Genomic DNA, 24,571 nt, shown 5'->3' with positions numbered 1-24,571 from the left:
CGTGCGAAGCGCGGGGCGGGTGCCTCTTGCCACGGCGCCTCTTGACTATGATCGAACAATGACCTCCTCCAGCTACCTCCGTTTCCCGCATGTGCATGGCGAATTGGTCACGTTCGTGGCCGAAGACGACATCTGGATCGCCCCCGTCTCAGGTGGCCGCGCCTGGCGTGTCTCGTCCCAGCAAATGCCGGCAAGGAACCCCCGCTTCACTCCTGATGGCAAGCGGCTGGTGTGGACTGCTGTTGTTGGTACCTCACCGGAGGTTGTCACCGCGGACGTCGACGGTGGCGGGTACAAGCAGCTGAGCTACTTTGGACACGCCACAACCCGGGTCAAGGGTTTCACTCCTGCGGGGAACGTCCTGGTGACCAGCGCGTTCCAGCAGTCCGAGAGCCGGCACACGTACGCCTATAGCCTCCCCCTGGAGGGAGGTGCCGCCGTCGAACTTCCCTTCGGACCGGTGGAGGGCGTTGCCTTTGGACCCGAAATCGGTGATGAGAAGCCCGTCGTCCTGGCGAGCGTCCTTTCCCGGGAGCCGGCTTGGTGGAAGCGTTACCGGGGTGGCACTGGCGGCAAGTTGTGGATCGACTCAGATGGCAACGGTGAGTTCGAGCGCTTGATTCCCGACATTGAGGGCAACCTGACGGACCCGTTGTGGATCCAGGGGCGCATCGCCTTCCTTTCAGACCACGAAGGCTACGGAAACCTCTACTCCGTTCTTCCTGACGGGTCAGGACTGCGCCGCCACACGGACCATGAGGATTTCTATGTTCGTCATGCCAGCACGGACGGACAGCGGATAATCTTCGAATCCGCCGGTGAACTCTGGATTCTGCCCTCGCTTGATGCCGATGCTGAAGCGGTGAAGCTGGAGATCACGCTCGGCTCCGCATCACCGGCGCGGCGTCCCGCCCCGCTGAAAGCATCCGCGCATTTGGGCGATGTATTTCCGAACGTTGCAGGAACAGCCAGCGCCGTGGAGTCACACGGCACTATCCACTGGCTCCGGCATAAGGACGGGCCATCGCGGGTGGTCGAAGCGACGCCGGGAGTCCGGGCCCGCCTTCCGCGTCCTTTGACGGATGGCCGGATCGCCTATGTGGCCGACCATGGGGGAGTGGAGGCTCTGTATGTCAAGCGCATCGCCGCACGCTTGTCCGGAGTTGTTCAGGTGCCGAAGGCCACCGAACCCGCTGTTGTTTCCGGTGAAGCCGACGGACTCCCCAAGCCGGTCTCTGCATCCAACGTCGTGGGGGCAAGTTCCCCCGCAAACCAGCCAGCCACCCAATCCGTTGAAACGGGCAAGGCGGCCGGACCCTCCGACGAAGCCGCCCACGCAGATCCCTCACCCGACACTGTGGGGGGAACGGCCGTAGTTGGCGCACCGGGCGGAGATGATCAAGCGGGCGATCTCCGGCTGGACTTCCCCGCACCTACAAGGACGAGCGCACTGGAGGCCAGCCCCGATGGCCGTTGGCTGGCCATCGGCACGGCTTTCGGCGACGTTTTCGTAGCCGACACCGCTTCCGGGGCATTGACTCGTTTGGTCAGTATTGGCGAAGGAAGCGTCGATCAATTCTCGTGGTCCGCTGATTCGCAGTGGCTTGCCTGGTCTGAGCCTGTGACGTCCTTCGGTTCCCGCAGCAAACTTCGCCTGGCAAGGCCCTCGGCATCCGACGCCGGAATCATCGATGCCACCGACGGGCGCTTCTGCGATGAATCACCCCGGTTCACCCCCGACGGGAAGTTCCTTGCGTTCCTGTCCAACAGGAGCTTCGACCCCGTCTATGACGGCCATTCGTTCGACCTTTCCTTCCCGAGCCCGATCAAGCCGTACCTGCTGGCTCTGGCCGCTGATACACCGTCTCCTTTCGGGCCGTCCGTGGACACCCTTGAGGACGCGCAGGCTACAACAGCAAAGCACGACGACGACGACGCGCCAGTTGTGCGGGTCGACGCGGAAGGCCTTGCACACCGGGTCATTACGGTTCCAGTGCCACAGGGAAACTACTCCGGACTCGCTGCCGCCGACGGAGCGCTGCTATGGCTTGATACTGAGCTATCCGGTGTCACCGGTGAAGGAAAGGGCACTCTGCAGGACAAGAAGACAGCCCCGTCGCTGGTGCGTTTTGACCTTGCCAAGCGCAAGGAGACCACCCTCGTCCCTGCTGTGGACAGCTACCGCTTGTCGGGTGATCACAAGAGGGTTGTCTACGTCCTTGATAAGCAAATCATGTCAGTTCCCTCAGACAGCAAGGTGGACGAGGAATCCGGGGAACTGGTCAAAGTGGACCTGAACAGGATCCGCGTGATCCTGGATCCCGTGGCTGCCTGGGGCCAGGCCTTTGATGAAGCATGGCGCCTGCAGCGGGACTTCTTCTGGGCGCCGGACATGGCTGGGCAGGATTGGGATTCCGTCTACAAACGCTACCGTCCGATCGTGGACCGCCTGGGGTCCCACGACGACCTCGTGGACCTGTTGTGGGAGATCCACGGCGAACTGGGAACTTCGCATGCTTATGTGCGGCCCGCCGCTGTGACTGAACCTGGCCGCAATGGTCAAGGCAGGCTGGGCGCTGAGTTGCAGCTCGGCAGCAAAGGCTGGGAGATAACCCGGATCCTGGCTGGAGAGTCTTCCGATCCCCTAGCAACCTCGCCCTTGACGCGTCCCGGCGCGGATGCGAAGGTGGGCGACGTCCTCCTGGCGATTGACGGCGTCGAGCTTTCCGCGGCGCTGACGCCTGCCATGCAATTGGTGGGTGCAGCAGGGCGAACTGTTGAATTGACACTCTTGAATGGGCCAGGACATGGCGGAGCTGCGGGTGCCCAGCGCCGCGTTGCCGTTGTCCCCATCCCGGACGAGGAGCGGTTGCGCTACCAGGACTGGGTCCGGGCCAACCGGCGCACGGTGCGTGAGGCATCCGGCGACAAGTTCGGCTACCTGCACATCCCGGACATGATGGCCAATGGTTGGGCACAGTTGCATCGTGACCTCGACACCGAAACGGCCTTGGACGGGTTGATCGTAGACGTACGGCGTAACCGTGGGGGCCACACCTCGCAACTCGTGGCTGAGCTCATTGGCCGGAAGGTCACTGGGTGGAGTATGCCGCGTGGCGAGAAGCCACGGACTTATCCCCACCATGCTCCGCGGGGTCCAGTGATTATCCTGGCAGACGAATTTGCCGGATCAGATGGCGACATCATCACCCAAGTGTCCAAACTGAGGGGCATCGGTCCCGTCATTGGGGTACGGACATGGGGTGGCGTGGTGGGCATTGACAACCGTTTTGCGCTGGCCGACGGCACCGGGGTGACGCAGCCCCGCTACGCTACGTGGTTTGGCGGTGGGATCGGCTGGGATGTTGAAAACCGCGGTGTGGAGCCGGACATCGAGGTGGTCTTCCCGCCGCACGCCTATGCCGCAGGCAGCGATCCGCAACTCGAGTATGGCATTGGTGCCCTTAAGGAGATGATCCAGGAGCTGCCTACTGACCGCCCGCCGCTGCGTGAAGGCTATCGTCAGGTGCGGCCCGCGCCGTTGCCCGCCCGTCCGCAGGAGGGCTAGCAGCGCGCTGCTAGATCCGGTTGGCTTTGCACTAAGCCGGCAACAGCAAAGGCCTCGCAGCCTTCCCTGAAGGGAGGTCGCGGGGCCTTTGCTTGTAATGAGGTTTTTGTGCTGTGAAGCGAAGCCCGAGGCTATGCTTCGAGCGTTGCGTCCAGCGTGATGTCGATGCTGGCCAGCGCACCGGAAACAGGGCAACCGGTCTTTGCCGCTTCGGAGATACGGCGGAATTCCTCTTCGGAAATGCCGGGGATCCTGGCGGTCATCGTCAGGTGGCTGCCGGTGATACCGGTGCCGGGAACGAAGGTCACGTCGGCCTTGGTCTGGATTTCCTCAGGGGTAAAGCCCGCCTGTGCGAGCTCGTTGCTGAAGGCCATGGAGAAGCACGCGGAGTGCGCTGCAGCGATCAGTTCTTCCGGGCTGGTCTTGCCGCCGGACTGCTCGGTACGTGCCTTCCAGGTGACATCGAACGTGCCCAGGCCTGAGCTATCCAGCGTCGTGTTTCCAGCACCCTCGATCAGGTTGCCGTTCCAAACCGTGTGTGCGGTGCGTGTTGCTGCCATGTCCACTCCTTGGGGTCGTTTGTGCGTCGGCAACCAGCCATCGCCGGGTGCCACCGGGATCAATCCTATGGATTTGCCGGCTGCGCTGCACTGTCATTCCGCTGAGAGTGGATTGTGACCCCTGGCTTGCCTTGAAGAAAGCAGCCTACCCGCCCGACAAAGGCGGGCAGGCTGCTTCTGCGTAGGTTCAGTTCCAGAGTGTTGCGATGGCGATGTTCACCAGGGCCAGTCCGCCAACACCGTGAGCCAAGCCGGTGGAGACGGGTTCGCCGTTCTTGACCTTGCGGGAGCCGATCACGGCAAGAACAGCAACAGCCACGCCGATGGCGAACTTGATGCCGAGCTTGAAGTAGTTGGGATCCGCATCCGGCATCAGTGGCAGGAGGCCCATCATGGCAATGCCTGTGAGCAGCTGAAGGAATGCGCCATCCCGCTGGCGGGGGTGGACGGTAGGTGTCTTGATGGTGGCAATCCAGTAGCCCACAATCATGGCTGCGCCGACGATGTGCAGGAACACCAGGATGCTGAAGAGAATACTCATGGCCCCAGCTTATCCAGTTGGTTCTACGTCCCGTAGCAAAGCCACGCTTAGGTGGGCAAACAGCGCGACTGACACAACGGACAACGAAGCGGGGCAGGCCGCCGGGTTTCCCCGGAGCCTGCCCCGTTTGGTTGATGGGGCGCCCTCCGTACGGAGGGCGCCTGCTAACGCTTTGGCCTAGAGGCCAAGATCTGCTTCGAAAGCACCTTCCTCAAGGCGGGCCTTGAGTGTCTGGAGGAAACGGCCGGCGTCCGCGCCGTCCACCAGGCGGTGGTCGTAGGTGAGGGATAGGTACATCATGGAGCGGATGGCAATCGAGTCGTCGCCGTTTTCATCGGCCACCACTACTGCGCGCTTGACGATTGCGCCCGTACCCAGGATGCCTACCTGCGGCTGGTTGATGATCGGGGTGTCGAACAGTGCGCCAACAGAACCGATGTTGGTGATGCTGAACGTACCACCGGACAGCTCATCCGGGCCGATCTTGCCGTCGCGGGTGCGTCCTGCGACGTCGGCGATCTTACCGGCGAGGCCTGCGAGGTTGAGGTTGCCGGCGTCGGAGATGACCGGAACCAGCAGGCCCTTGTCGGTGTCTACCGCAATGGCCAGGTGTTCGGCGTTGTGGTAGGTGATTTCCTGCTTGGACTCGTCGTAGGCAGCGTTCAGCTTGGGGTGCTGCTTCAGTGCTTCAGCCACAGCCTTGGCGATGAACGGCAGGAACGTCAGCTTCACGCCGTTCTGGGCCTGGAACGAGTTCTTGGCCTTGAGGCGGAGCTTGGCGATCTTGGTCATGTCGACCTCGTGCACCTGGGTCAGCTGGGTGGAGACTTCCAGCGACTCGCGCATGCGGCGTGCGATGACCTGACGGATACGCGGCGCCTTTTCGGTGGTGCCTCGCAGTGAGGAAGCAACAACGGGTGCAGCAGACTTGGCGGCAGGAGCTGCAGCAGGAGCCGCGGCCGGCGCTGCTGCGGCGGCCTGCTTGGCTTCGGCAGCGGCCAGAACATCCTGCTTGCGGATGCGGCCACCGACGCCGGTGCCGGACACGGACGCGATGTCCACGCCCTGCTGGTTTGCCAGCTTGCGCACCAGGGGAGTGACGTAACCGGACTCGGAGGACGAGCCTGCTTCTGCCGGTGCAGCAGCAGGTGCCGGTGCGGCGGCGGGAGCGGGTGCGGCAGCTGGTGCCGGGGCAGCAGCCGGAGCGGGTGCAGCGGCAGGTGCCGGTGCGGCGGCAGGTGCCGGTGCGGCGGGTGCGGCCGGAGCTTCAGCGGCAGGAGCGGCGGGAGCCGGAGCCGCAGCGGGGGCTGCCGCGCCGGAACCGATAACTGCCAGAACCGATCCCACTTCGGCGGTTTCGTCTTCGTTGACGCGGATCTCCTGCAGGGTGCCTGCAACCGGGGAAGGAATCTCGGTATCGACCTTGTCAGTGGAAACCTCAAGAAGCGGCTCATCGACCTCCACGGTGTCGCCAACAGCCTTGAGCCAGCGCGTGACGGTGCCTTCGGTAACGCTCTCGCCCAGGGCAGGGAGGGTTACTTCGTGGCCTTCGCCACCGGAGGCGGCAGGAGCTTCAGCAGTGGCTTCCTCAGCAGGGGCCTCCTCAGCAGCCGGCGCAGCCGGAGCCTCTTCGGCGGGGGCAGCCTGCTCGGCAGCAGCGGGTGCTTCCTGAGCGGCGGGTGCTTCCTCAGCAGCCGGTTCGGCGGAGCCGGAGCCGTCGCCGATGCGTACCAGTGGGGCACCAACCTCTGCAGTCTCGTCTTCAGCGACGAGGATTTCTTCGATGACGCCTGCGATCGGAGAAGGGATTTCGGTGTCTACTTTGTCGGTGGAAACCTCGAGCAACGGCTCGTCGATCTCTACCCGGTCACCAACCTGCTTGAGCCAGCGGGTGACGGTTCCTTCGGTGACACTCTCACCGAGGGCGGGCAAGTTAACGGATTCAGACATGTCGTCCCCGTTCTCCTTATTGATCTTTTGTGCGGATGAATTCTGCTGGTCCGGGCAGGGTGCATGCGGCAGATTCCGCCGCATGCACCCTATCCGTTTGTCTTGGGTAAAGACTTAGCCGTGGAGCGGCTTGCCCGCGAGGGCGAGGTGGGCTTCGCCCAGGCTTTCGTTCTGGGTGGGGTGGGCGTGAACCAGCTGGGCCACGTCCTCCGGGTAGGCTTCCCAGTTCACGATGAGTTGGGCTTCACCGATCTGCTCACCCATGCGGGAACCGATCATGTGGATGCCGACGACGGGGCCATCCTTCTGGCGGACGAGCTTGACGATGCCACCGGTACCGAGGATGGAGCTCTTGCCGTTGCCGGCCAGGTTGTATTCCTGCGTCTCCACTTGGTCGTCGCCGAACTTTTCCTTGGCGCCCTTTTCGGTGTAGCCGACTGTTGCGATTTCAGGCTCGCAGTAGGTGACCTTGGGGATGTTGATGTCTTCGACGATCGCGGGGTTCAGGCCGGCGATTTCCTCGGCAACGAAGATGCCCTGCTGGTAGCCGCGGTGTGCGAGCTGGACGCCGGGTACGATGTCGCCGACTGCATAGATGTTGCCTACGCCTGTGTGGAGGCGCTCGTTGGTAATGACAAAGCCGCGGTCGATGGTCAGACCTGCTTCTTCGTAACCAAGGTTCGCGGTGACGGGACCACGGCCGACTGCAACGAGCAGGAGTTCGGCTTCGAACGTCTGGCCGTCCACAAGGGTGACCTTGACGCCGTCGTCGTTCTGTTCCACGCCCTGGAAGAAGATGCCGGTGGTGAACTTGATGCCGCGCTTCTTGAAGGCGCGTTCGAGGTTCTTGACGATCGAGGCGTCCTCGTTGGGAACCAGGGACGGCAGGCCTTCGATGATGGTGACGTCCACGCCGAAGGACTTCCAAACGGAAGCGAATTCGACGCCGATTACTCCGCCGCCCAGGACGATCGCACTCTTGGGGATGTAGTCCATGGTGAGGGCCTGGTCAGACGTAATGACCCTGCCGCCGATTTCCAGGCCCGGGAGGGAGCGTGAGTACGAACCGGTTGCCAGGACAATGTTCTTGCCCGTGTACGCGGTGCCGTTCACGACGATGGTGTTGTTGCCCTGGAGCTTGCCTTCACCCTCGATGACGGTGATGCCCTTGGACTTGATGAGTCCCTGGAGGCCCTTGAACTTGCCGGCAATAATGCCGTCCTTGTACGCGTTCACGGCCGACATGTCGATGCCGTCGAGCGTGACGTTCACGCCATACTTGGCGGAATCGCGTGCGTGATCGGCCAGTTCAGCCGAGTGCAGGAGTGCCTTGGTGGGGATACAGCCGTTGTGCAGGCAGGTTCCGCCGAGTTTTGCCTTTTCCACAAGGCCAACGGTGAACCCAAGCTGTACGGCCCGCAAAGCCGTGGCGTAGCCGCCGCTGCCGCCACCGAGTACCAGGATGTCGAATTCTTGCGCAGTTGCCTGATCGGCCACTAAAACGCTCCCTCGCGTGAATGATGACACGGGACTGCGTGTCATCGGGTCTTTGGAACTTGTTCTGCCGTGATTATGCCAGCACCTAAGTTCTCTTGCATTTGTGACTATCGAGTTCACCTTAGCGAACCACCTACCCATGCTCCACCCTCCACGGGCGTTTGTGGAGCGCTTGTGTCCAGACTCACGTTCACTTGTGACACAGCGCTACACACCGCATAATTCCGGGGTTGTGCGGGTAGCGCGGACCCATCCGCCCTACCCGCACTGTCCGTCTTAACCGCAGTGGAGTGGGTTGCTTACGCGGAGGCTGCCAACAGATCCTCTGCGTAGGCCACCAAGGTACGGACTGTGCATCCGGTTCCTTGTTTCGGGGTGTACCCGTAGGGGCTGCCGTTGTTGAACGATGGGCCGGCAATATCGACGTGGGCCCAGGGGATCTGCTGGCCGTCGCCGTTCTTACCCACGAATTCACGCAGGAAGACGGCGGCCGTCATCATTCCGCCGTTACGTTCGCCGATGTTGGCAAGGTCCGCGACCTGGGAGTCCAGGCTGGGGCGCAGTTCCTCGGGCAGCGGCATCGGCCAGACAAGCTCGCCTGCCCTGTCAGCGGCGGACTTCAACGCTGATGTCACGGAATCGGAACCCATCACTCCTGCCGTGCGCAATCCGAGCGCGATGAGCTGGGCACCTGTGAGTGTTGCGACGTCGATGATTGCGTCCGGCATTTCCAGGCTCGCGGCCACCAGGCCATCGGCCATGACCAAGCGGCCCTCGGCATCGGTGTTCAGGACTTCGACTGTCTTTCCGCCATAAACGGTGAGGACATCGGCGGGCCGCTGGGCGGCGCCGGAGGGCATGTTCTCCGCAATGCAGAGCCACGCGGTCGCCTTGATGGGCAGGCCGAGCGAGGCGATCGCAAGGACCGTATTAAGAACGACGGCGGCGCCGGCCATATCGCTCTTCATGTCACCCATGCCGAGGGCGGGCTTGATGGAGATACCGCCGGTGTCGAAGGTAATGCCCTTGCCAACGAGCGCGATCTTCCGGGTGGCCTTCGCCGGAGCGTATTCGACCTTGACCAGGCGTGGCTGGCGGGTTGAACCCTTTCCAACGCCGAGGATGCCGCCGAAGCCTTCCTTTTCCAGGCGCTTTTCGTCCCAGACGGTCACCTTTACGGGAAGACCCTTTGCGAGTTCCTTGGCAGATTCGGCGAACGACTCGGGGTACAGATGGCTGGGCGGCTGGTTCACGAGCGTACGCGTTGCGTTGACGGCCCTGCCCAGTACTGATGCCCGGTCAAGTGCAGGTTGGGCAGTTTTGGCGTCAACGCCGGTGAAGATCAGAACCTTGGCAACCGGGTCCTTGAGCCCGTCCTTGCTGGAACGGTGTTCGGTGTAGGAATAGGCGCCCATGGCGGCACCTTCGGCGACTGCTGCGACGTCCGTGACGGACGCCGTCGGGAACGCCAAGGTAGCTGAGGGGACTCCGGCAAGTTGCCTGACCGCGGACCCTGCCGCCCGGCGCAGCGCTTCTTCCGGGATAGTGCCGTCCTCGGACAATTTGCCCACACCTGCCAGGACCAGGATCCCCGAGCCCGTTTCCGGCAGACCCGGAAGGCGGTGCGATTGGTCGGGGGCACCCGAAACTCCAAGGAGTTTCAGTGATCCCTGCACGGATTCGGCGGCCTTGGCACTCAGCGGGTTCTCCAGCAGCACTGGCCCGTCCGAGCCCTGGGCAACTCCGATCACAAGTGCGTCGCTGGGTGACTTTTTCAGGTCCTTGGCGATGACGCCGAGGATGATGTCAGTAGTCTTGACCACGAGGATGTTTCCTCACTTCTCTCTGCATTGCATGGCGGGGCCGCATGTTTGGCGGGCCTGCCCCGGTACGCGCCCGACGTCCTGTACCGACGGCGGCCTTGGTCTTCAGGTCCAGCGTCGCAAAGGACGTCGGCCCGTTTCGATCGTAGTCTCTCGCAGGCTGCTGACAGCAATTAAATGAGAGCTGCGGCACACCAAGGGCAGGAATGCCTACTGGAGGTGCAGCGTTGTACAAAGAGACACAGAGTCCCCACACCACATTCATGGAGTCAGCGACGCCATGACCAGTGGCGCATGGGGGCACCGAACTTTGCCACTGCGAAAGGAACATGCCGTGTTTGAACGGATATCCGGCTCCCTCCTGGACCCCGAGGCGCTCTACGCGAGCAACATCGAGATATTCCACAGCCCGGAACTGCGGGGGCTGAATATGGTCATGGGTTTCACGGGCTTTGCCGATGCCGGTCATGTGGTCAGGCAGATCAACGCGGAACTCCTGGACCAGCTCGACGCTGAAGTGGTAGCCATGTTCGACGCCGACCAGCTCATCGACTACCGCTCGCGGCGTCCCCACATCAGCTTCGTCGAAGACCATTTGCAGGACTATCAGGCACCCAAGCTGGCGCTCTACAAGCTCGCCGACGGGCTGGGCCAACCGTTCCTCCTGCTCGCCGGTTTCGAACCCGACTTGCAGTGGGAGCGGTTCTCCCGTGCCGTCGTCGGAATCGTGGAGAAGCTCGACGTCAACCTGGTCACGTGGATTCATTCCATTCCCATGCCCGTACCGCATACGCGGCCAGTGGGAGTCACCGTCCACGGCAACCGGCCCGAACTTATCGAAGGCATTTCGAGTTGGAAGCCAACGGTCGAAGTTCCGGCCGCCATTGGCCATATCCTCGAACTCCGGCTCACCGAGGCCGAACGCCATGTGGCTGGTTACGTCATTCACGTGCCCCACTACCTCGCCGAGGCCGAATATCCTCCAGCGGCGGTGGCGGGGCTGGAGTACCTCGGGGCGGCAACCTCCCTGATGCTTCCCACTGACCGGCTCCGGGAGGCCGGCAGGGAAGTAGGCCGCCAGATTGCGGAACAGATTGAAGCCTCGGAGGAAGTGCAGGCTGTCGTCGCCAACCTGGAGGCCCGGTACGACGAGAAATCCGAGGGCATCGTCCGGCGTTCGCTGCTCGCCGATGAGAACGACGAACTGCCCAACGCGGAGGACATCGGGGCGGCAGTGGAGGCATACCTGGCGCGTAAAGACTCGCCTCAATAAATCAGCTTTGAACCGTTGGCGGGCATAATTGAGGAGTGACTGCTCCCCGCGCCTGGCTCATCTGGACGATCGGCGTCTTTGCCTATCTGGTGGCCGTAGCACAGCGAACCTCATTTGGTGTCGCGGGTTTGGAAGCAACAGAACGCTTCCATGCCAGTGCTTCGGCCATCTCCTTTTTCACCGTATTGCAGTTGCTTGTCTACGCCGGCTTGCAAATTCCGGTAGGCGTCCTGGTGGACAGGTTTGGATCACGGGTCATGATTGCCGGCGGTGCCATCCTGATGGGACTGGGGCAATTGCAGCTCGCTTTCGCCGACAGCATCCCTGGAGGTGTTTTGGGGCGTGTCCTTGTGGGAGCCGGGGACGCTATGACATTCATCTCCGTCATCCGTCTGGTTCCCTTGTGGTTCAGTCCGGCCAGGGTCCCCGTGGTTACCCAGCTGACCGGAATGTGCGGGCAGTTGGGCCAGCTCTTCAGCGTGGTGCCTTTCGCCTTGCTTCTACACTCTGCCGGCTGGACGCCGGCATTCATGTCACTTGCGGCGATGTCCGTGCTGGCTGTCATCCTGGTCCTCGTGCTGTTGCGGGACCAGCCTCCCGGTCATCCGCCGCGGGAAACCGGGCAGGGTCTTCGGGCTACCGGAGTTTCCCTTTCCCGCGCTTGGAAGCAGCCAGGCACCCGGCTTGGCTTGTGGAGCCATTTCACCGTCCAGTTCAGTGGCAACCTCTTTGCGATGACATGGGGTTATCCGTTCCTTCTCTCCGCCCAGGGACTTGATGCGGGAACGGTCTCAGCTTTGATGGCTTTGTTCGTAGCAACCGCCATCGTCTCGGGGCCTGGATTTGGGCGGTTCGTCTCCAAACACCCAATGCGCCGCTCAGCTATGGTCCTGCTGATCACGGCGTCCACTGCGCTGGCTTGGGCGGCAGTCCTCATCCTTCCTGACCGGGCGCCGCTGTGGCTCCTCGTGATCCTGGTGGTGGTGTTGGCAGTTGGCGGCCCGGGCTCCATGATTGGCTTCGACTTCGCGCGGACCTTCAATCCTTCCCACCGTATTGGTACCGCGACAGGGATCGTCAACGTGGGTGGGTTCATCGCTGCCTTGGTGGCGATCTACCTCATTGGCCTGGTCCTGGACGTCCTGAACGCGAGCGGATTCTCAGGCGGGGATTTGTACGGCCTTGATCCCTTCCGTGTAGCCCTCAGCGTCCAGTTTGTCCTGCTGGGCATCGGGACGGTCCTCATTATGCTGACCCGCCGGAAGGTGCGCTTGCAGATGGCCGAGCAGGGCGTCCATGTGCCCCCGCTGGCTGCAACCCTGGCCCGGCAGCGCCGCGAAAGGATTGAGCGCCGGCGTGCCGCCCGTGCACAGCCGGATGAAGGAAACAAGGCATAACGGCAAGGACCAAACTACGGTACGGGGCAGCTTTGTGTTTGCCCGGATGTGGCCACCTTTATCCACATAAGCGTGATGGTCCCTGTTTTCAACCATTGGCGTTGCCCAAGCTTGAACCATGACCACCAAAGAGACGCTGAGCATCCATCAACCAGAGGACATCCTGGGTTACATCCCGCATTTGTTGGGCTATTGGCCCGAGGACAGCCTTGTGGCTATCACGATGCAGGGGAATACGCTCGGGGCCGCTCTCCGCGTCGACCTGCCGGCCCGGGCTTCGGGCCGCGTGCTTGCTGCCTTTGCGGAGCATGTACGTCGTTACCTGGCGTCGGACACCCTTGCCGACGGCGTGGTGCTTGCCCTTTACACCGACGACGGTTGGGACGACGGCATGGTTGTCCACAGAACACTCCCGCTGCTGGCTGAACTTCACGAAACACTTGACCACGCTGATTTGCCTGTCCGGGATGCGTGGTTGGTTGGTCCTGAGTATTGGCGCGGCGCATTCTGCGCCGACCAGGAGTGCTGCCCGGTGCCGGGCCTGCCGATAGAACGCATCAGGAACAGCCGGCTCAGTGCAGAGATGGTCTATCGAGGCAGCACCATCGGGGCTTCTCCGAGGAGCAGGCAAAATCCACCCGTTCCCGGACGTCCCGGTGCCCTGGACCCCGCAGTGTCGGAAGCCGAATCGGATTTTGCACAGCGCATGAGGACGTCCTGGCGAAGTGGGAAATGCCTTGATGCCGTACTGGAGGTGTGGAGCCAGGTGCTGGATGACGCCCGGATCCATCCCGACAGTGAACCGGCAGATTTGCCAACCCCGCAACTCGCGGGTTTCCTCAGGTCGACCCTCGGCGTCCCCGGATGGCGGGACGCCGTAATGATCATGGCGGCTGCTGGCATCGGTTCCGCGAAGGCCGGGGCAGCAGCGTTCGGATTATGCAGCAGGAACGATGATTCCGACCCACTTCCTTTCGACGCCGGAGAGCTGGCATTGCCGCCGACGGACACCCGGGAAGGGGCTGGCAAGGCCTATGAAGCAAAAGGGGTGCTCAGCATCTTTGCTTACGCAGACGTCCTTCTAGGTGTTGAACCAGCTGTTCCTGACTGGGGGCAGCTTGATGCCCTGCACCGCGTCCTGTCGTACTTGTGTGTCCAGGGAGAAATGGGGGACGTAGCTGCTGCTGCCTTGACCCTGCAAGGCTGGATTGCCTGGTGCAAGGGCAGTGGATCCGTCGCACACGCCTGCCTGACGCGCGCCAATTCGGCCAGCCCTGGCTACAGGCTCGCCGAATTGCTGGACGAGGTTCTCGGGCAAGGAAGCATCTGCGCTTGGGCAAGCCGTCCAGAGTCCGCATGGGGAACCTACAAAGGATCCCTTCGGTAGCCATTACGCTTCATCAAGCGTGGGATTCATAAAACCGTGAGACAATGGATGCCGAGACCCGGTTGGGTCCGCGTTTGAATGCCTGTAATGAGCCCGGAATCCGGGAACATTACGGTGTCGTTGGCAGTTGTACATAGTGACTCTGCAGACGGCGATCGCATTTGAAATTGATCGCGGACTTGACAGGGTCATAGTGGTGTTGCCCGCATGGTGATTCCACAGACCGCCGCTAGAAAGGTTTTCTGTGACCCCGTCTTCCGTCGAGAAGGAACCCGCCGCCCAGGCCGAACTGTCCGCTGAGGAAAACAAGGCGGCCACTTCGGCAAAGCGTGCGGCGACACGTGTTGCCACCAAGGCCTCAGAGGACACCTCTGACAAGCCGGCACCAAAGAAGCGTGGACCCAAGCCCGGCGCCAAGGCCGCGGCCGAAGCCGCGAACCAGTCTTCGGACCCCGAGGCCGACGCCGAAGAAGTGGTTGTCGAGGACGAAGATTTCGATCCCGCAGCAGCTGAGGAAGTTGAAGTCGGAGACGACGATGTCGAGGACGGCGCCGGAACCGGCAAGGACAAGGCAGCGCCCTCCGGATCCGGATTCGTCTACTCGGACGCCGATGACGACGACGCCCCTGTCCAGCAGGTCATGTCGGCCGGTGCCACGGCTGACCCCGTAAAGGACTACCTGAAGCAAATCGGTAAGGTCGCCCTGCTGAATGCTGAACAGGAAGTCGATCTGGCGCTTCGCATCGAAGCCGGCCTGTTTGCCGAAGAAAAGATCAACGCCGACGACGGTTCCATGGACCCGAAGCTCAAGCGTGAACTTGAATTCGTTATCCACGATGGCAAGCGGGCCAAGAACCACCTGCTCGAAGCCAACCTTCGCCTCGTTGTTTCCTTGGCCAAACGCTACACCGGCCGTGGCATGCTCTTCCTGGACCTCATCCAGGAAGGCAACCTGGGCCTCATCCGCGCCGTGGAGAAGTTCGACTACACCAAGGGCTTCAAATTCTCCACGTACGCAACGTGGTGGATCCGCCAGGCCATTACACGCGCCATGGCTGACCAGGCCCGCACCATCCGCATCCCGGTGCACATGGTGGAAGTCATCAACAAGCTCGCCCGTGTCCAGCGGCAGATGCTTCAGGACCTGGGCCGTGAACCTACGCCGGAAGAATTGGCGCTGGAGCTGGACATGACGCCTGAGAAGGTCGTGGAGGTCCAGAAGTACGGCCGTGAACCGATTTCGCTCCACACGCCGCTGGGAGAGGATGGCGACTCCGAGTTCGGTGACCTCATCGAGGACTCTGAAGCTGTTGTCCCGGCTGATGCCGTGAGCTTTACGCTCCTCCAGGAGCAGTTGCACTCGGTTCTGGACACCCTGTCCGAGCGTGAGGCCGGAGTCGTAGCAATGCGCTTTGGCTTGACCGATGGCCAGCCTAAGACTTTAGACGAAATCGGCAAGGTCTACGGCGTTACCCGTGAGCGCATCCGCCAGATCGAATCCAAGACCATGTCCAAGCTGCGGCACCCGTCCCGCTCGCAGGTCCTGCGGGACTACCTGGACTAAAAAGAGGTCCTGGTGGACTAAAGAGGTCCACTGACAACGGTATTGGCCCGGTCGGAGTATCCGACCGGGCCAATGCTGTTTCGGGCACTTTGTCACTAATGCGGATCAATGGCTTCAAACGAAACAGGGCCCCTCCCGGATGGGAGGAGCCCTGTTCTTGCTCGAAGTGATGTGGCTGGATAGTGTCCGGCCTTACCGCCAGTCCTGTCTAATCGACCGGGACGGGTGCCTTCTCGTTGAGGCGCTCGGTCTCGTCGTGCCAGTCGGAGGTCAGGGGCCGGAGCGTGGCCTCAACTGCGCGTGCGTGGTGGCCGCAAAACAGCAGCTCACCGCCGGAGGACTCGAGTACAACGCGGACATATGCTTGAGCCCCGCAACGATCGCATCGGTCAGCTGCGTTCAGTGTGCGGTCTGCAACTGCTGTTGTCATGTCGGCCTCCTTAGTAGTTCTGTACATCCATATAACCAGTATTCGGAGCAGAACCATGGCAAGGATGGATCACTTTCGCTGTCCGCGTATCACATGTGCGTAACGTAACGAAGTAGAATGCCGGTTTCCGGGAGTGGCAACCGGTGCCGATGGGGGACCGCGACTAGCCTAAGATGGGCAGTGTTTGCCTTGAGATATACCCCGAAGGAGCACACCGCGAGTGGCACCGAGTTCTGAATACAACGCCCGGCATCTATCTGTCCTGGAGGGCCTGGAGGCCGTTCGCAAGCGCCCGGGCATGTACATCGGTTCCACCGACTCCCGTGGCCTTATGCACTGCCTGTGGGAGATCATCGACAACGCTGTTGATGAGGCACTGGCGGGCTTCGGCCATGACATCAAAGTCATCCTGCATGCGGATAATTCGGTCGAAATCCATGACGACGGCAGGGGCATCCCTGTTGACGTCGAACCGAAGACGGGACTTTCCGGCGTCGAGGTTGTCTTCACGAAGCTGCACGCAGGCGGCAAGTTCGGCGGCGGTTCTTACACCGCCTCCGGTGGCCTCCATGGTGTGGGCGCCTCCGTGGTCAACGCGCTGTCCAGCCGGCTGGATGTCCAGGTCGACCGCGGCAGCAAGACGTACCAGATGTCCTTCCGCCGTGGCGAGCCGGGACGTTTCATTGATGCCGGCGCCAAGCCCAGCCCCAACGCGCCCTTCGAGCCTTTCGTTGAAGACTCTGTATTGGACGTGGTTGGCAAGGCCAAACGCGGGGTCACCGGCACCAGGGTGCGTTACTGGGCCGACCGCCAGATCTTCACGCCGGACGCCAGATTCTCTTACGATGACCTCGCCTCGCGCGCACGCCAGACGTCGTTCCTGGTCCCCGGGTTGAAGATCACTGTCCGCGACGAGCGCAAGCTCGCGGGCACCCCTGGCGAGAACGGTGTGCACGAGGAAGTCTTCCACCACGACGGCGGTATTTCGGAATTCGTGGAGTTCCTCGCGGCCGACTCCGGAGTCACCGACGTGTGGCGTCTCCACGGTTCTGGGAAGTTCAAGGAAACCGTCCCGGTCCTGGACGAAAACGGGCACAGCAAGATCGCCGAAGTTGAACGCGATTGCGAAGTCGATATCGCCTTGCGCTGGGGGATCGGTTACGAGACCACGATGCGCAGCTTCGTCAACATCATCGCCACGCCCAAGGGTGGCACGCACCAGGCGGGCTTCGAGGCAGCCCTGCTGAAAACCTTCCGCAAGGCCGTGGAAACTAATGCCAGGAAGCTGAAGGCAGGCAACGACAAAATCGAGAAAGACGACGTCCTGGCCGGCCTGACCGCTGTGCTCACCGTCCGCTTGGCCGAGCCACAGTTCGAAGGCCAGACCAAGGAAATCCTTGGCACGTCCGCTGTTCGCGCCATCGTCGCAAAGGTGGTCGAGCAGGAAATTTCCAGCAGGTTGTCCTCGGCCAACCGCAATGACAAAGCGCAGTCGGCGTTGTTGCTGGAAAAGATCGTTGCGGAGATGAAGTCGCGCATTTCGGCCAGGGTGCACAAGGAGACCCAGCGCCGGAAGAACGCACTGGAAACCTCCTCGATGCCCACCAAGCTTGCCGACTGCCGTACTGATGATGTGGCGCGATCCGAGCTCTTCATCGTTGAGGGTGATTCCGCCCTCGGTACCGCCAAGCTGGCCCGGTCTTCGGATTTCCAGGCCCTGCTTCCTATCCGGGGCAAGATCCTTAATGTCCAGAAGGCGTCGGTAGGGGACATGCTCTCCAACGCAGAATGTGCTGCACTCATCCAGGTTGTCGGCGCAGGCTCAGGCCGGAGTTTCGACCTCGATGCGGCGCGTTACGGCAAGGTCATCCTGATGACAGATGCCGACGTCGACGGCGCGCACATCCGCACGCTGCTGCTGACGCTCTTCTTCCGCTACATGCGGCCCATGGTCGAGGCGGGCCGGGTGTTCGCGGCAGTTCCGCCCCTGCACCGCGTGGAGGTCATCAACCCGGGGCAGAAGGCCAACGAGATGATCTATACGTACTCCGAGGCAGAATTGCATGTTCTCCTGGCCAACCTGGCCAAGGAAGGCAAGCGCTACAAGGAGCCCATCCAGCGTTACAAGGGCCTGGGCGAAATGGATGCACAGCAGCTCGCCGAGACCACCATGGACCCGCGTCACCGTACCCTTCGGAAGGTCGGCATCGACAGCGCCCAGCGTGCCGAAGAGGTTTTCGATCTCCTCATGGGCTCGGACGTCGCGCCCCGCAAGGAATTCATCATCGCAGGGGCAGCGACCCTGGACCGGGAACGCATCGACGCCTAGGAGACTGCGTAATAGCGTTCAGACCCGCGGTTTCCGGCCTGGCTTCGTGACGGAGCCGGAAGCCGCGGAAGCTGGTGCAGCAAAGGCCGCTGCTCCTACGGCCAGGGCCAGTGCTCCCAGGCCCCACGGGAGACCCGCCGCTACGGCAACCCCGCCCACCAACAATGGCCCGCCGGCGTCGCCAAGCTCCCGGCCAAGTTCAGCTGAACCCATCGTGCGGCCGAGGCGTTCGGCGGGAGTCGCATCGGCCAGGTGCGCGAAGGCCAGTGGGGTGGCAACGCCAATTCCCAAGCCGATAAAAATGGCAGCACAGTAGATCGGCACGGCGCGATAGATGGAAACGGCGCCGTCCATGGCCAATGCCGCGGGAAGAAGGCCCGCGATGAGTACGCCAAGGACTATGGCCAGCAAACCGGCCACCATGCCGGGCCGGTCTGCCAGGACTCCGCGATCCCGCAATCGTCCGATCCTTGGCTGGACGAGGGATGACGCCACGGCCAATACCGTAACGACGGCGACACTGCCGGCGGTGCCCATCCCTTCCCTTGCCGCCAGCGCAGGGAGGAAGCCCACTGCCGCGCCCAAGGCGCCGGTCGACGCAGCCAGCACCACGGTAGGTCCAAGGAATGATCGCTCGGTACTTTGCTTCCAGACATCAACGATGGTGTACCTGGGCCGGGGCAGGGGAGCCAGTCGCGGCACCGAAATGGCCGCCCAGACGGCTACTGCCAAGCCCAACAAGGAGAGGATGAGGAAGAGCAGGCTGAATCCGCCTGCGATGATCGCGACAGCTCCCAAAAGGGGACCGATCGCGTAGCCAAGACCTTTCCATGAGCCGTAACGGCCAAAGTAGCGCCCGGTGTGTTTGCCTGCCAGCCTGGCAACGCCGGCAGAAGATGCCGGCGAGAATGCCGAGGCAGCCATGCCTTGGCCAAGACGCGCTGCGGCCAGCATGAACGGTTCATCGGCCCACAGTCCGATCAGGGACGCACCGGAGAAGGCAAGGAGCCCTCCGATGATCACCGGTTTGGGCCCGATGCGGTCGCTGACAGCCCCAAACACCGGTTTGAGGAAGATTTCCGCGATGTCGTACAGGGCCAACAGGATGCCCAGGCCAAGCAGGCTCAAGCCGATGTCCGCGCTTTCGGCGCCAAGTCCGGCGGCTACTGCGTGGGCTCCAAATGCGGTGGTGAAGCCGGCCGCATAGAGGGGCCATCGGCGGCTCGGGGAGATGTCTGCACTCAAGCGTGACTTGTGGTCGTTCACGCTTCTCAATGTAACAGCTGCTACATTCAATCTTGTGACTGATGACGAATTGGGATGGTTGCTGATCCTGGTCCACGTGCCATCGCAACCCTCCAAGCACCGTGTTGCCGTGTGGCGGGAGCTTCGGCGGACGGGGGCGGTTCCGTTGTCCCCCGGAACATGGCTGGTTCCGGCCCACCCCGCTTTTGACGCCGGCCTGGCCAAGGCCCGTTCCCTTGTTGCCAAAAGCGAGGGCAAGTGGACCTTGATAGATGCTTCGCCTCGAGATGGCGCGGACACCTTCCGGGCGGCGTTCGAGACGGCCCGCGCCGAGGAGTGGGCGGAATTCATGGCGGATTGCGCGAAGTTTGAGCAGGAGATAGCCAAGGAGATTTCGCGGAAGAAGTTCACATTCGCAGAGCTGGAGGAGGAAGAACAGAGCCTGGAGCGCTTGCGGCGTTGGTATCGCGGGTTGAAATCCAGGGATGTATTACGACTCCCGCAAGCCAGTGAAGCTTCAGAGCGCCTGGCTTACTGCGTGACCGCTTTGGAGGAGTATTCGTCCTTGGTCTATGACGCCACTCTTCCCTAAGGATCAGCACGTTCCACGGGCAACTTTCGGCCTTAGCCAAGCCAAGGGATTCTAGCCGAGCAACCCGGGGACAATGAGGAGCCCTGTGGGCACGGCGAGGAGCAAGGCTGAGGTGGCCAGGACCAGGGCGCGAAGAGCGGTGGCGAGTGGGGGCTGTGGTGAGAGCAGGCGGCTGACGCGTGACGCCGTCGTGCGCGGTGAATCTGCCCCGCCGGTGGCGCTTATGCTGCCGCCCTCGACGACGGTGCCCCCGCCGCTGAGCGCCCGCGGGCTGAGTGAATGGCCGCCCGGCTCTGGCGTTGAGGACCCGCTGGAGACTATGGCGATGGCCTTGATCAGCGTGCCTTTGCTTTCGGTCCTGAGCGCGACGTCGTCCGCCAGCATTTCGATCAGGGAGTTGACGGCTGTTTGGGCAAGCCGTGTGGTGGGGAACCAGGGGAGTGCCTGCCGCCAGGCAGCGAACGCCCAGAGCAGGAGATCGTGACGCTGCGACAGGTGGGCGTTTTCGTGGATGAGCACCGCCCGCAGTTCTGCAGGTTCCAGTGCAGCCATGAGGCCGTCGGACAAGACTGTCACCGAACGTGCGCCCCCGGGCAGGCAGTAAGCCACAGGGGAGTCGTGGTTGATCACTACGGTGCCAGGGCCGTCGTCGGAGGGCGATGCCAGAAGCGTGAGCAGTTCGCGGTGTCGCCTGCGTTGCCGTTCAATCTTGTAGTAAGTCAAAAGCAGCGTGAACACCAAGTGCGCCGTCAGGAGTGCGGCCGCGGAGAGGGCAAAAAGGTGCCAGAAGCCAAGCGCTGTGGTTGGCTCGTTGTTGAAAACCATTCCCGCCAGGCTCCTGAGCCCCGCGATCAGGTTGTCGCCGATCGGTTCCAGTCCGTAGACGAGCATGGCGCCGATCATGGACAAACCACCCGCGAGGGCAATCGCCTGCCACAGGACCATGGCCGTGAAGGGGGACCGGGCAGGCCATTGCGCACGCGAGAGAAGAACGGGTACCGGCCACGCCAGTATCAATGCCAGGACCGCCAGGAAGTATGAGGTCCAGAACATACTGGCTAATTGTAGCCGAGCAGTTTGCGCAGGGTAGCGGCTTCACTTTCGGAGACGGAGCCAATGAAGCGGGCCAGGACCGCTTCGCGGTCGGGAGCCGAGCCAAGGACTTCGTGCATCAGTTCCGCAGTGTGGTCAGCGCGGCTCGAAACAGCCTGGTAGCGGTGCGGCCGGGTTCCGCGTTCGCGTTCCACCAGGCCCTTCTTCTCCAGCCTGGAGAGCACGGTCAGGACTGTGGTCACTGCCAGGTCTTTGCCCTGGTGTCCTGCTGTGCCGTCGCCGGCTTCGGAGTCCTGCGCGAGAAGATCACGCAGAGTGTTGGCAGTTGCAGCCTCTTGGCCCGCCCAGAGCAGGTCCATCACTGCCCGTTCCAGTTCCCCAAGACTCGCCATCAATACGTCCCTACCTTCCGCGTCCCGGTGGCATAAGCCGCAACCCGGGAGCGATGATCCAACATTCCACAATAAATCTACCGCTTTTCAGCCCTTCATTCTACGTGAGGTAGAACTATCGGCGCGCCGCGGATGCCGATTCACCCTTGCAGGTGCGTAACGCCACTTGAAGAATGGGCATGTGGCTGGGCTATTTGTTCTACACTGTGTAGAAGAATAGATTTCTACACAACGTAGAAGTAAGTACACCGCACTTCGGGCCGCCGGACAAAGGACAGCCATGGACGCCTTGGAAATCGCACGCTGGCAATTCGGGATCACCACCGTCTATCACTTCATGATGGTGCCCCTTACTATCGGCCTCGGCCTGGTGGTGGCCGTGATCCAGACCCTGTGGTACCGCACGGGAAAGCCGGAGTATCTCCGGATGACCAAGTTCTGGGGCAAGCTCTTCCTCATCAACTTCATCATGGGTGTGGCAACCGGCATCGTTCAGGAATTCCAATTCGGCATGGCCTGGAGCGAGTACAGCCGGTTCGTTGGCGATGTCTTTGGTGCACCGCTGGCCCTCGAAGCCCTCCTCGCCTTCTTCGTCGAGTCCACCTTCCTTGGGCTCTGGATCTTTGGCTGGAAGCAACTGAAGCGCGGTGTCCACCTGGCATGCCTATGGATTGCCGTGATTGGTTCTGTCTTCTCCGCCTACTTCATCATCGTGGCCAATTCGTGGATGCAGCACCCTGTGGGCGTTGAGATGGTGGACGGCCGGCCCGTCATGACGGACGCCTGGGCGGTCTTCACCAACAACACTGCACTGGTTGCCGTACCGCACACCCTCTTCGGTGCCCTTGGTGTTGCCGGGGCCTTCCTGCTCGGCATCGCCTGGTATCATCTGTGGCGCCGCCGCCATGACGGCATTGACGTGGTTGGCGCGGACGGCCGGCTGGTCGCAGGCGAGGCCGACATCCCGGGCCGCGACAAGGGCGACTACACCGTATGGATGCGTTCCCTCCGGATCGGCGCCGTGGTGGCGATGATCTCCTTTGCGGGCACCGCCCTCACGGGAGACCTGCAAGGCAAGCTCATGTTCGAACAGCAGCCCATGAAAATGGCTGCAGCGGAGGCAGCGTGCCACGATGGCACCGGTTTTTCCGTACTGAGCGTAGGCAACCTGGGTGCCAAGAACTGCGACGACATCGTGGCGGTCATCGAAGTGCCCGGGATCCTTTCCTTCCTCGCCAAGGGCGACTTCACCACCGAGGTTAAGGGCGTGAACAGCCTGCTTGGGGAGTATAAGGAGAAGTACGGCACACACTTGCCGGACAACCCGCTGTACGGCGACCGCGCCGGCCAGGAAATCCAGTACGTGCCCGTCATGGAGGTCACCTACTGGGGCTTCCGGATGATGATCGGCTTCGGGGGCGTCGCCGCCTTGGCCGCGTTGATAGCCCTCTGGGTCACCCGCAAGGGCGTCGTCCCTGGGTCAAAGTGGCTCATGCGCCTTGCCGTCTTCGGAATCCTGGCACCGTTCGGGGCCAACGCCGCCGGCTGGATCTTCACGGAGATGGGCAGGCAACCCTTCGTCGTAGCCCCAAACCCTGACATGAACGGCATTGACCAGGTCTTCATGTTCACCGCCGCTGCCGTTTCACCCGGCGTCAGTGCCGGCGAGCTCATGACCTCCCTGGTTGTCCTGACCGCAATCTACGCCGTCCTGCTGGTGGTGGAAGTCAAGCTCCTGGTCAAGTACGTCCGTGGCGGCGTCGCCTCAGCCATGCCCGAACTTGCGCACGGCCAGGAGCAGGAGCCCCGCGACAAGAACGACGACGGCGCACCCGGCCCCGACAAAGCCGACGACGTCCTGGCGTTCGCCTACTAGAAACAGAGGAATAGACAATGGAATTGTTGCCAACCATCTGGTTCGTGGCCATCGCAGTACTGTGGACCGGCTATCTCTTCCTTGAGGGCTTTGATCTCGGGGTAGGCATGCTCATGAAGCTGTTTGCGCGTAACAACACGGACAGGCGCGTACTGCTCAATACCATCGGCCCTGTCTGGGACGGCAACGAGGTTTGGCTTCTCACCGCAGCCGGAGCCACGTTCGCAGCTTTCCCCCTCTGGTACGCCTCCTTGTTCTCGGCGCTCTACCTACCGCTCCTGTGCGTCCTGGTGGCGTTGATCTTCAGGGCAGTTGCCTTCGAATACCGGGGCAAAGTGGACACTGAACGCTGGCGCACCACGTGGGACTGGGCAATCGCCGTTGGATCCTTCGTGGCCGCCTTTGGCATCGGCGCAGCGCTGGCGCTCACCACCACGGGGTTGCCGCTGGACGCCAACGGGGACCGAAGCGGTGGACCGTTCGCCTGGTTCAGCGGATACGCACTCCTGGGCGGTTTCGGTGTTGTCGCGTTCGCCTTGGTTCATGCCCTGGCCTTCCTGGCGTTGAAGACCGACGGCGAGGTGCGGCTGCGTGCCCGCCGCTGGTTTGTGCGGCTGGTGCCGGTTGCCGTCCTGCCCATGCTCGCCTGGATGGTTGCAGTGCAGTTCCTGAGCGGCAAAGCCTGGACCTGGGTCATTGTGGTGGCTGGAGTCGCGGCAGTTGTTTTGGCCTGGCAGTGGGCCCGCAACGGTTCCGAGGGCCGGGCGTTCGCTGCGATCGGAGCTTTCGTGCTGTGCGCCACGGCCTCGATCTTCGGGGCCGCGTTCCCGGTAGTTATCCCCTCAACCATGGATCCCGCGTTCAGCCTGACTATTTCCAATGCTTCCTCCTCCGACTACACGCTGGGCCTGATGAGCATCGTGGCGGCGGTCGGCCTTCCCCTGGTTATCGCCTACCAGGCCTGGACATACTGGGTGTTCCGGCGCCGTGTCAGCGCAGCGCACATTCCCCAAGCCCACGGTTTCCTTCCGGCCATCGCCGCCAAGGTGCTGGTTGCCAAGGAAAACACCAGCCCTTCCAACCCGGGAGCATAG

At 62.3% G+C, this 24,571-nt stretch carries 18 protein-coding genes; 9 read left to right on the top strand and 9 right to left on the bottom strand.

The window, feature by feature from the left end; translation table 11 throughout:
- The first annotated feature begins 58 nt into the window (after window positions 1-58).
- Window positions 59-3,568 (top strand): S41 family peptidase, encoded by a 3,510-nt coding sequence (locus AC6I97_RS15675; protein ID WP_497945379.1) that lies wholly within the window; start codon window positions 59-61, stop codon window positions 3,566-3,568.
- A gap of 131 nt (window positions 3,569-3,699) precedes the next feature.
- Here the strand turns inward: AC6I97_RS15675 and AC6I97_RS15670 are convergent, their stop codons facing one another.
- From AC6I97_RS15670 to AC6I97_RS15650, 5 genes are all read right to left on the bottom strand, one after another.
- Window positions 3,700-4,128 (bottom strand): OsmC family protein, encoded by a 429-nt coding sequence (locus tag AC6I97_RS15670; protein WP_497945377.1) that lies wholly within the window; start codon window positions 4,126-4,128, stop codon window positions 3,700-3,702.
- A 187-nt stretch (window positions 4,129-4,315) separates the two neighbouring features.
- Window positions 4,316-4,669 (bottom strand): hypothetical protein, encoded by a 354-nt coding sequence (locus tag AC6I97_RS15665; RefSeq protein WP_224089587.1) that lies wholly within the window; start codon window positions 4,667-4,669, stop codon window positions 4,316-4,318.
- Window positions 4,670-4,846: 177 nt separating this feature from the next.
- Window positions 4,847-6,619, bottom strand: a complete 1,773-nt coding sequence (gene sucB / locus AC6I97_RS15660) for a 2-oxoglutarate dehydrogenase, E2 component, dihydrolipoamide succinyltransferase (RefSeq protein ID WP_497945376.1) — start codon at window positions 6,617-6,619, stop codon at window positions 4,847-4,849.
- Window positions 6,620-6,733: 114 nt separating this feature from the next.
- The gene (lpdA, locus tag AC6I97_RS15655; RefSeq protein ID WP_224089588.1) at window positions 6,734-8,116 is read right to left on the bottom strand and encodes a dihydrolipoyl dehydrogenase; all 1,383 of its coding nucleotides are present in this window, start codon (window positions 8,114-8,116) and stop codon (window positions 6,734-6,736) included.
- Window positions 8,117-8,415: 299 nt separating this feature from the next.
- Window positions 8,416-9,939 (bottom strand): leucyl aminopeptidase, encoded by a 1,524-nt coding sequence (locus AC6I97_RS15650; RefSeq protein ID WP_497945375.1) that lies wholly within the window; start codon window positions 9,937-9,939, stop codon window positions 8,416-8,418.
- 334 nt (window positions 9,940-10,273) lie between these two features.
- Here AC6I97_RS15650 and AC6I97_RS15645 point away from each other — a divergent pair, with 334 nt between their 5' ends.
- From AC6I97_RS15645 to AC6I97_RS15630, 4 genes are all read left to right on the top strand, one after another.
- Window positions 10,274-11,212, top strand: a complete 939-nt coding sequence (locus tag AC6I97_RS15645) for a proteasome assembly chaperone family protein (protein WP_224089589.1) — start codon at window positions 10,274-10,276, stop codon at window positions 11,210-11,212.
- Between the two features lie 35 nt (window positions 11,213-11,247).
- Complete coding sequence (locus AC6I97_RS15640; protein ID WP_224089590.1) at window positions 11,248-12,609, top strand: MFS transporter; 1,362 nt, start codon at window positions 11,248-11,250, stop codon at window positions 12,607-12,609.
- A gap of 118 nt (window positions 12,610-12,727) precedes the next feature.
- Entirely contained in the window at window positions 12,728-13,996 is a 1,269-nt protein-coding gene (locus AC6I97_RS15635) for a DUF4192 domain-containing protein (protein ID WP_224089591.1), read from the top strand.
- A gap of 244 nt (window positions 13,997-14,240) precedes the next feature.
- Entirely contained in the window at window positions 14,241-15,560 is a 1,320-nt protein-coding gene (locus AC6I97_RS15630) for an RNA polymerase sigma factor (RefSeq protein WP_224167079.1), read from the top strand.
- 208 nt (window positions 15,561-15,768) lie between these two features.
- Here the strand turns inward: AC6I97_RS15630 and AC6I97_RS15625 are convergent, their stop codons facing one another.
- On the bottom strand, window positions 15,769-15,990 hold the full coding sequence (locus AC6I97_RS15625; protein WP_021473125.1) for a DUF7455 domain-containing protein: 222 nt from the start codon (window positions 15,988-15,990) through the stop codon (window positions 15,769-15,771).
- Window positions 15,991-16,210: 220 nt separating this feature from the next.
- Here AC6I97_RS15625 and AC6I97_RS15620 point away from each other — a divergent pair, with 220 nt between their 5' ends.
- The gene (locus tag AC6I97_RS15620; protein WP_224089593.1) at window positions 16,211-18,319 is read left to right on the top strand and encodes a DNA gyrase/topoisomerase IV subunit B; all 2,109 of its coding nucleotides are present in this window, start codon (window positions 16,211-16,213) and stop codon (window positions 18,317-18,319) included.
- An 18-nt stretch (window positions 18,320-18,337) separates the two neighbouring features.
- Here the strand turns inward: AC6I97_RS15620 and AC6I97_RS15615 are convergent, their stop codons facing one another.
- Window positions 18,338-19,585 (bottom strand): MFS transporter, encoded by a 1,248-nt coding sequence (locus AC6I97_RS15615; RefSeq protein WP_497945374.1) that lies wholly within the window; start codon window positions 19,583-19,585, stop codon window positions 18,338-18,340.
- Window positions 19,586-19,619: 34 nt separating this feature from the next.
- Between AC6I97_RS15615 and AC6I97_RS15610 the strand changes: the two genes are divergently transcribed.
- The gene (locus tag AC6I97_RS15610; RefSeq protein WP_497945373.1) at window positions 19,620-20,156 is read left to right on the top strand and encodes a Chromate resistance protein ChrB; all 537 of its coding nucleotides are present in this window, start codon (window positions 19,620-19,622) and stop codon (window positions 20,154-20,156) included.
- A gap of 51 nt (window positions 20,157-20,207) precedes the next feature.
- Here the strand turns inward: AC6I97_RS15610 and AC6I97_RS15605 are convergent, their stop codons facing one another.
- Both AC6I97_RS15605 and AC6I97_RS15600 read right to left on the bottom strand, forming a co-directional pair.
- Window positions 20,208-21,209 (bottom strand): M56 family metallopeptidase, encoded by a 1,002-nt coding sequence (locus AC6I97_RS15605; RefSeq protein WP_497945372.1) that lies wholly within the window; start codon window positions 21,207-21,209, stop codon window positions 20,208-20,210.
- Between the two features lie 5 nt (window positions 21,210-21,214).
- Window positions 21,215-21,601, bottom strand: a complete 387-nt coding sequence (locus AC6I97_RS15600) for a BlaI/MecI/CopY family transcriptional regulator (protein WP_189016115.1) — start codon at window positions 21,599-21,601, stop codon at window positions 21,215-21,217.
- A gap of 280 nt (window positions 21,602-21,881) precedes the next feature.
- Here AC6I97_RS15600 and AC6I97_RS15595 point away from each other — a divergent pair, with 280 nt between their 5' ends.
- On the top strand, window positions 21,882-23,477 hold the full coding sequence (locus AC6I97_RS15595; protein ID WP_497945371.1) for a cytochrome ubiquinol oxidase subunit I: 1,596 nt from the start codon (window positions 21,882-21,884) through the stop codon (window positions 23,475-23,477).
- Window positions 23,478-23,494: 17 nt separating this feature from the next.
- Window positions 23,495-24,571 (top strand): cytochrome d ubiquinol oxidase subunit II, encoded by a 1,077-nt coding sequence (cydB, locus tag AC6I97_RS15590; RefSeq protein ID WP_497945370.1) that lies wholly within the window; start codon window positions 23,495-23,497, stop codon window positions 24,569-24,571.

The organism is Arthrobacter sp. TmtSoilC48 (genome assembly GCF_059739425.1).
The sequence above is the reverse complement of the archived record's forward strand: the minus strand, read 5'-3'. Positions and strand labels throughout refer to the sequence as shown.

Coding starts and splice junctions, on each gene's coding strand:
- AC6I97_RS15675 (WP_497945379.1), top strand. CDS start 59: ATGACCTCCTCCAGCTACCTCCGTTTCCCGCATGTGCATGGCGAATTG.
- AC6I97_RS15670 (WP_497945377.1), bottom strand. CDS start 4,128: ATGGCAGCAACACGCACCGCACACACGGTTTGGAACGGCAACCTGATC.
- AC6I97_RS15665 (WP_224089587.1), bottom strand. CDS start 4,669: ATGAGTATTCTCTTCAGCATCCTGGTGTTCCTGCACATCGTCGGCGCA.
- sucB (WP_497945376.1), bottom strand. CDS start 6,619: ATGTCTGAATCCGTTAACTTGCCCGCCCTCGGTGAGAGTGTCACCGAA.
- AC6I97_RS15635 (WP_224089591.1), top strand. CDS start 12,728: ATGACCACCAAAGAGACGCTGAGCATCCATCAACCAGAGGACATCCTG.
- AC6I97_RS15625 (WP_021473125.1), bottom strand. CDS start 15,990: ATGACAACAGCAGTTGCAGACCGCACACTGAACGCAGCTGACCGATGC.
- AC6I97_RS15605 (WP_497945372.1), bottom strand. CDS start 21,209: ATGTTCTGGACCTCATACTTCCTGGCGGTCCTGGCATTGATACTGGCG.
- AC6I97_RS15600 (WP_189016115.1), bottom strand. CDS start 21,601: ATGGCGAGTCTTGGGGAACTGGAACGGGCAGTGATGGACCTGCTCTGG.
- AC6I97_RS15595 (WP_497945371.1), top strand. CDS start 21,882: ATGGACGCCTTGGAAATCGCACGCTGGCAATTCGGGATCACCACCGTC.
- cydB (WP_497945370.1), top strand. CDS start 23,495: ATGGAATTGTTGCCAACCATCTGGTTCGTGGCCATCGCAGTACTGTGG.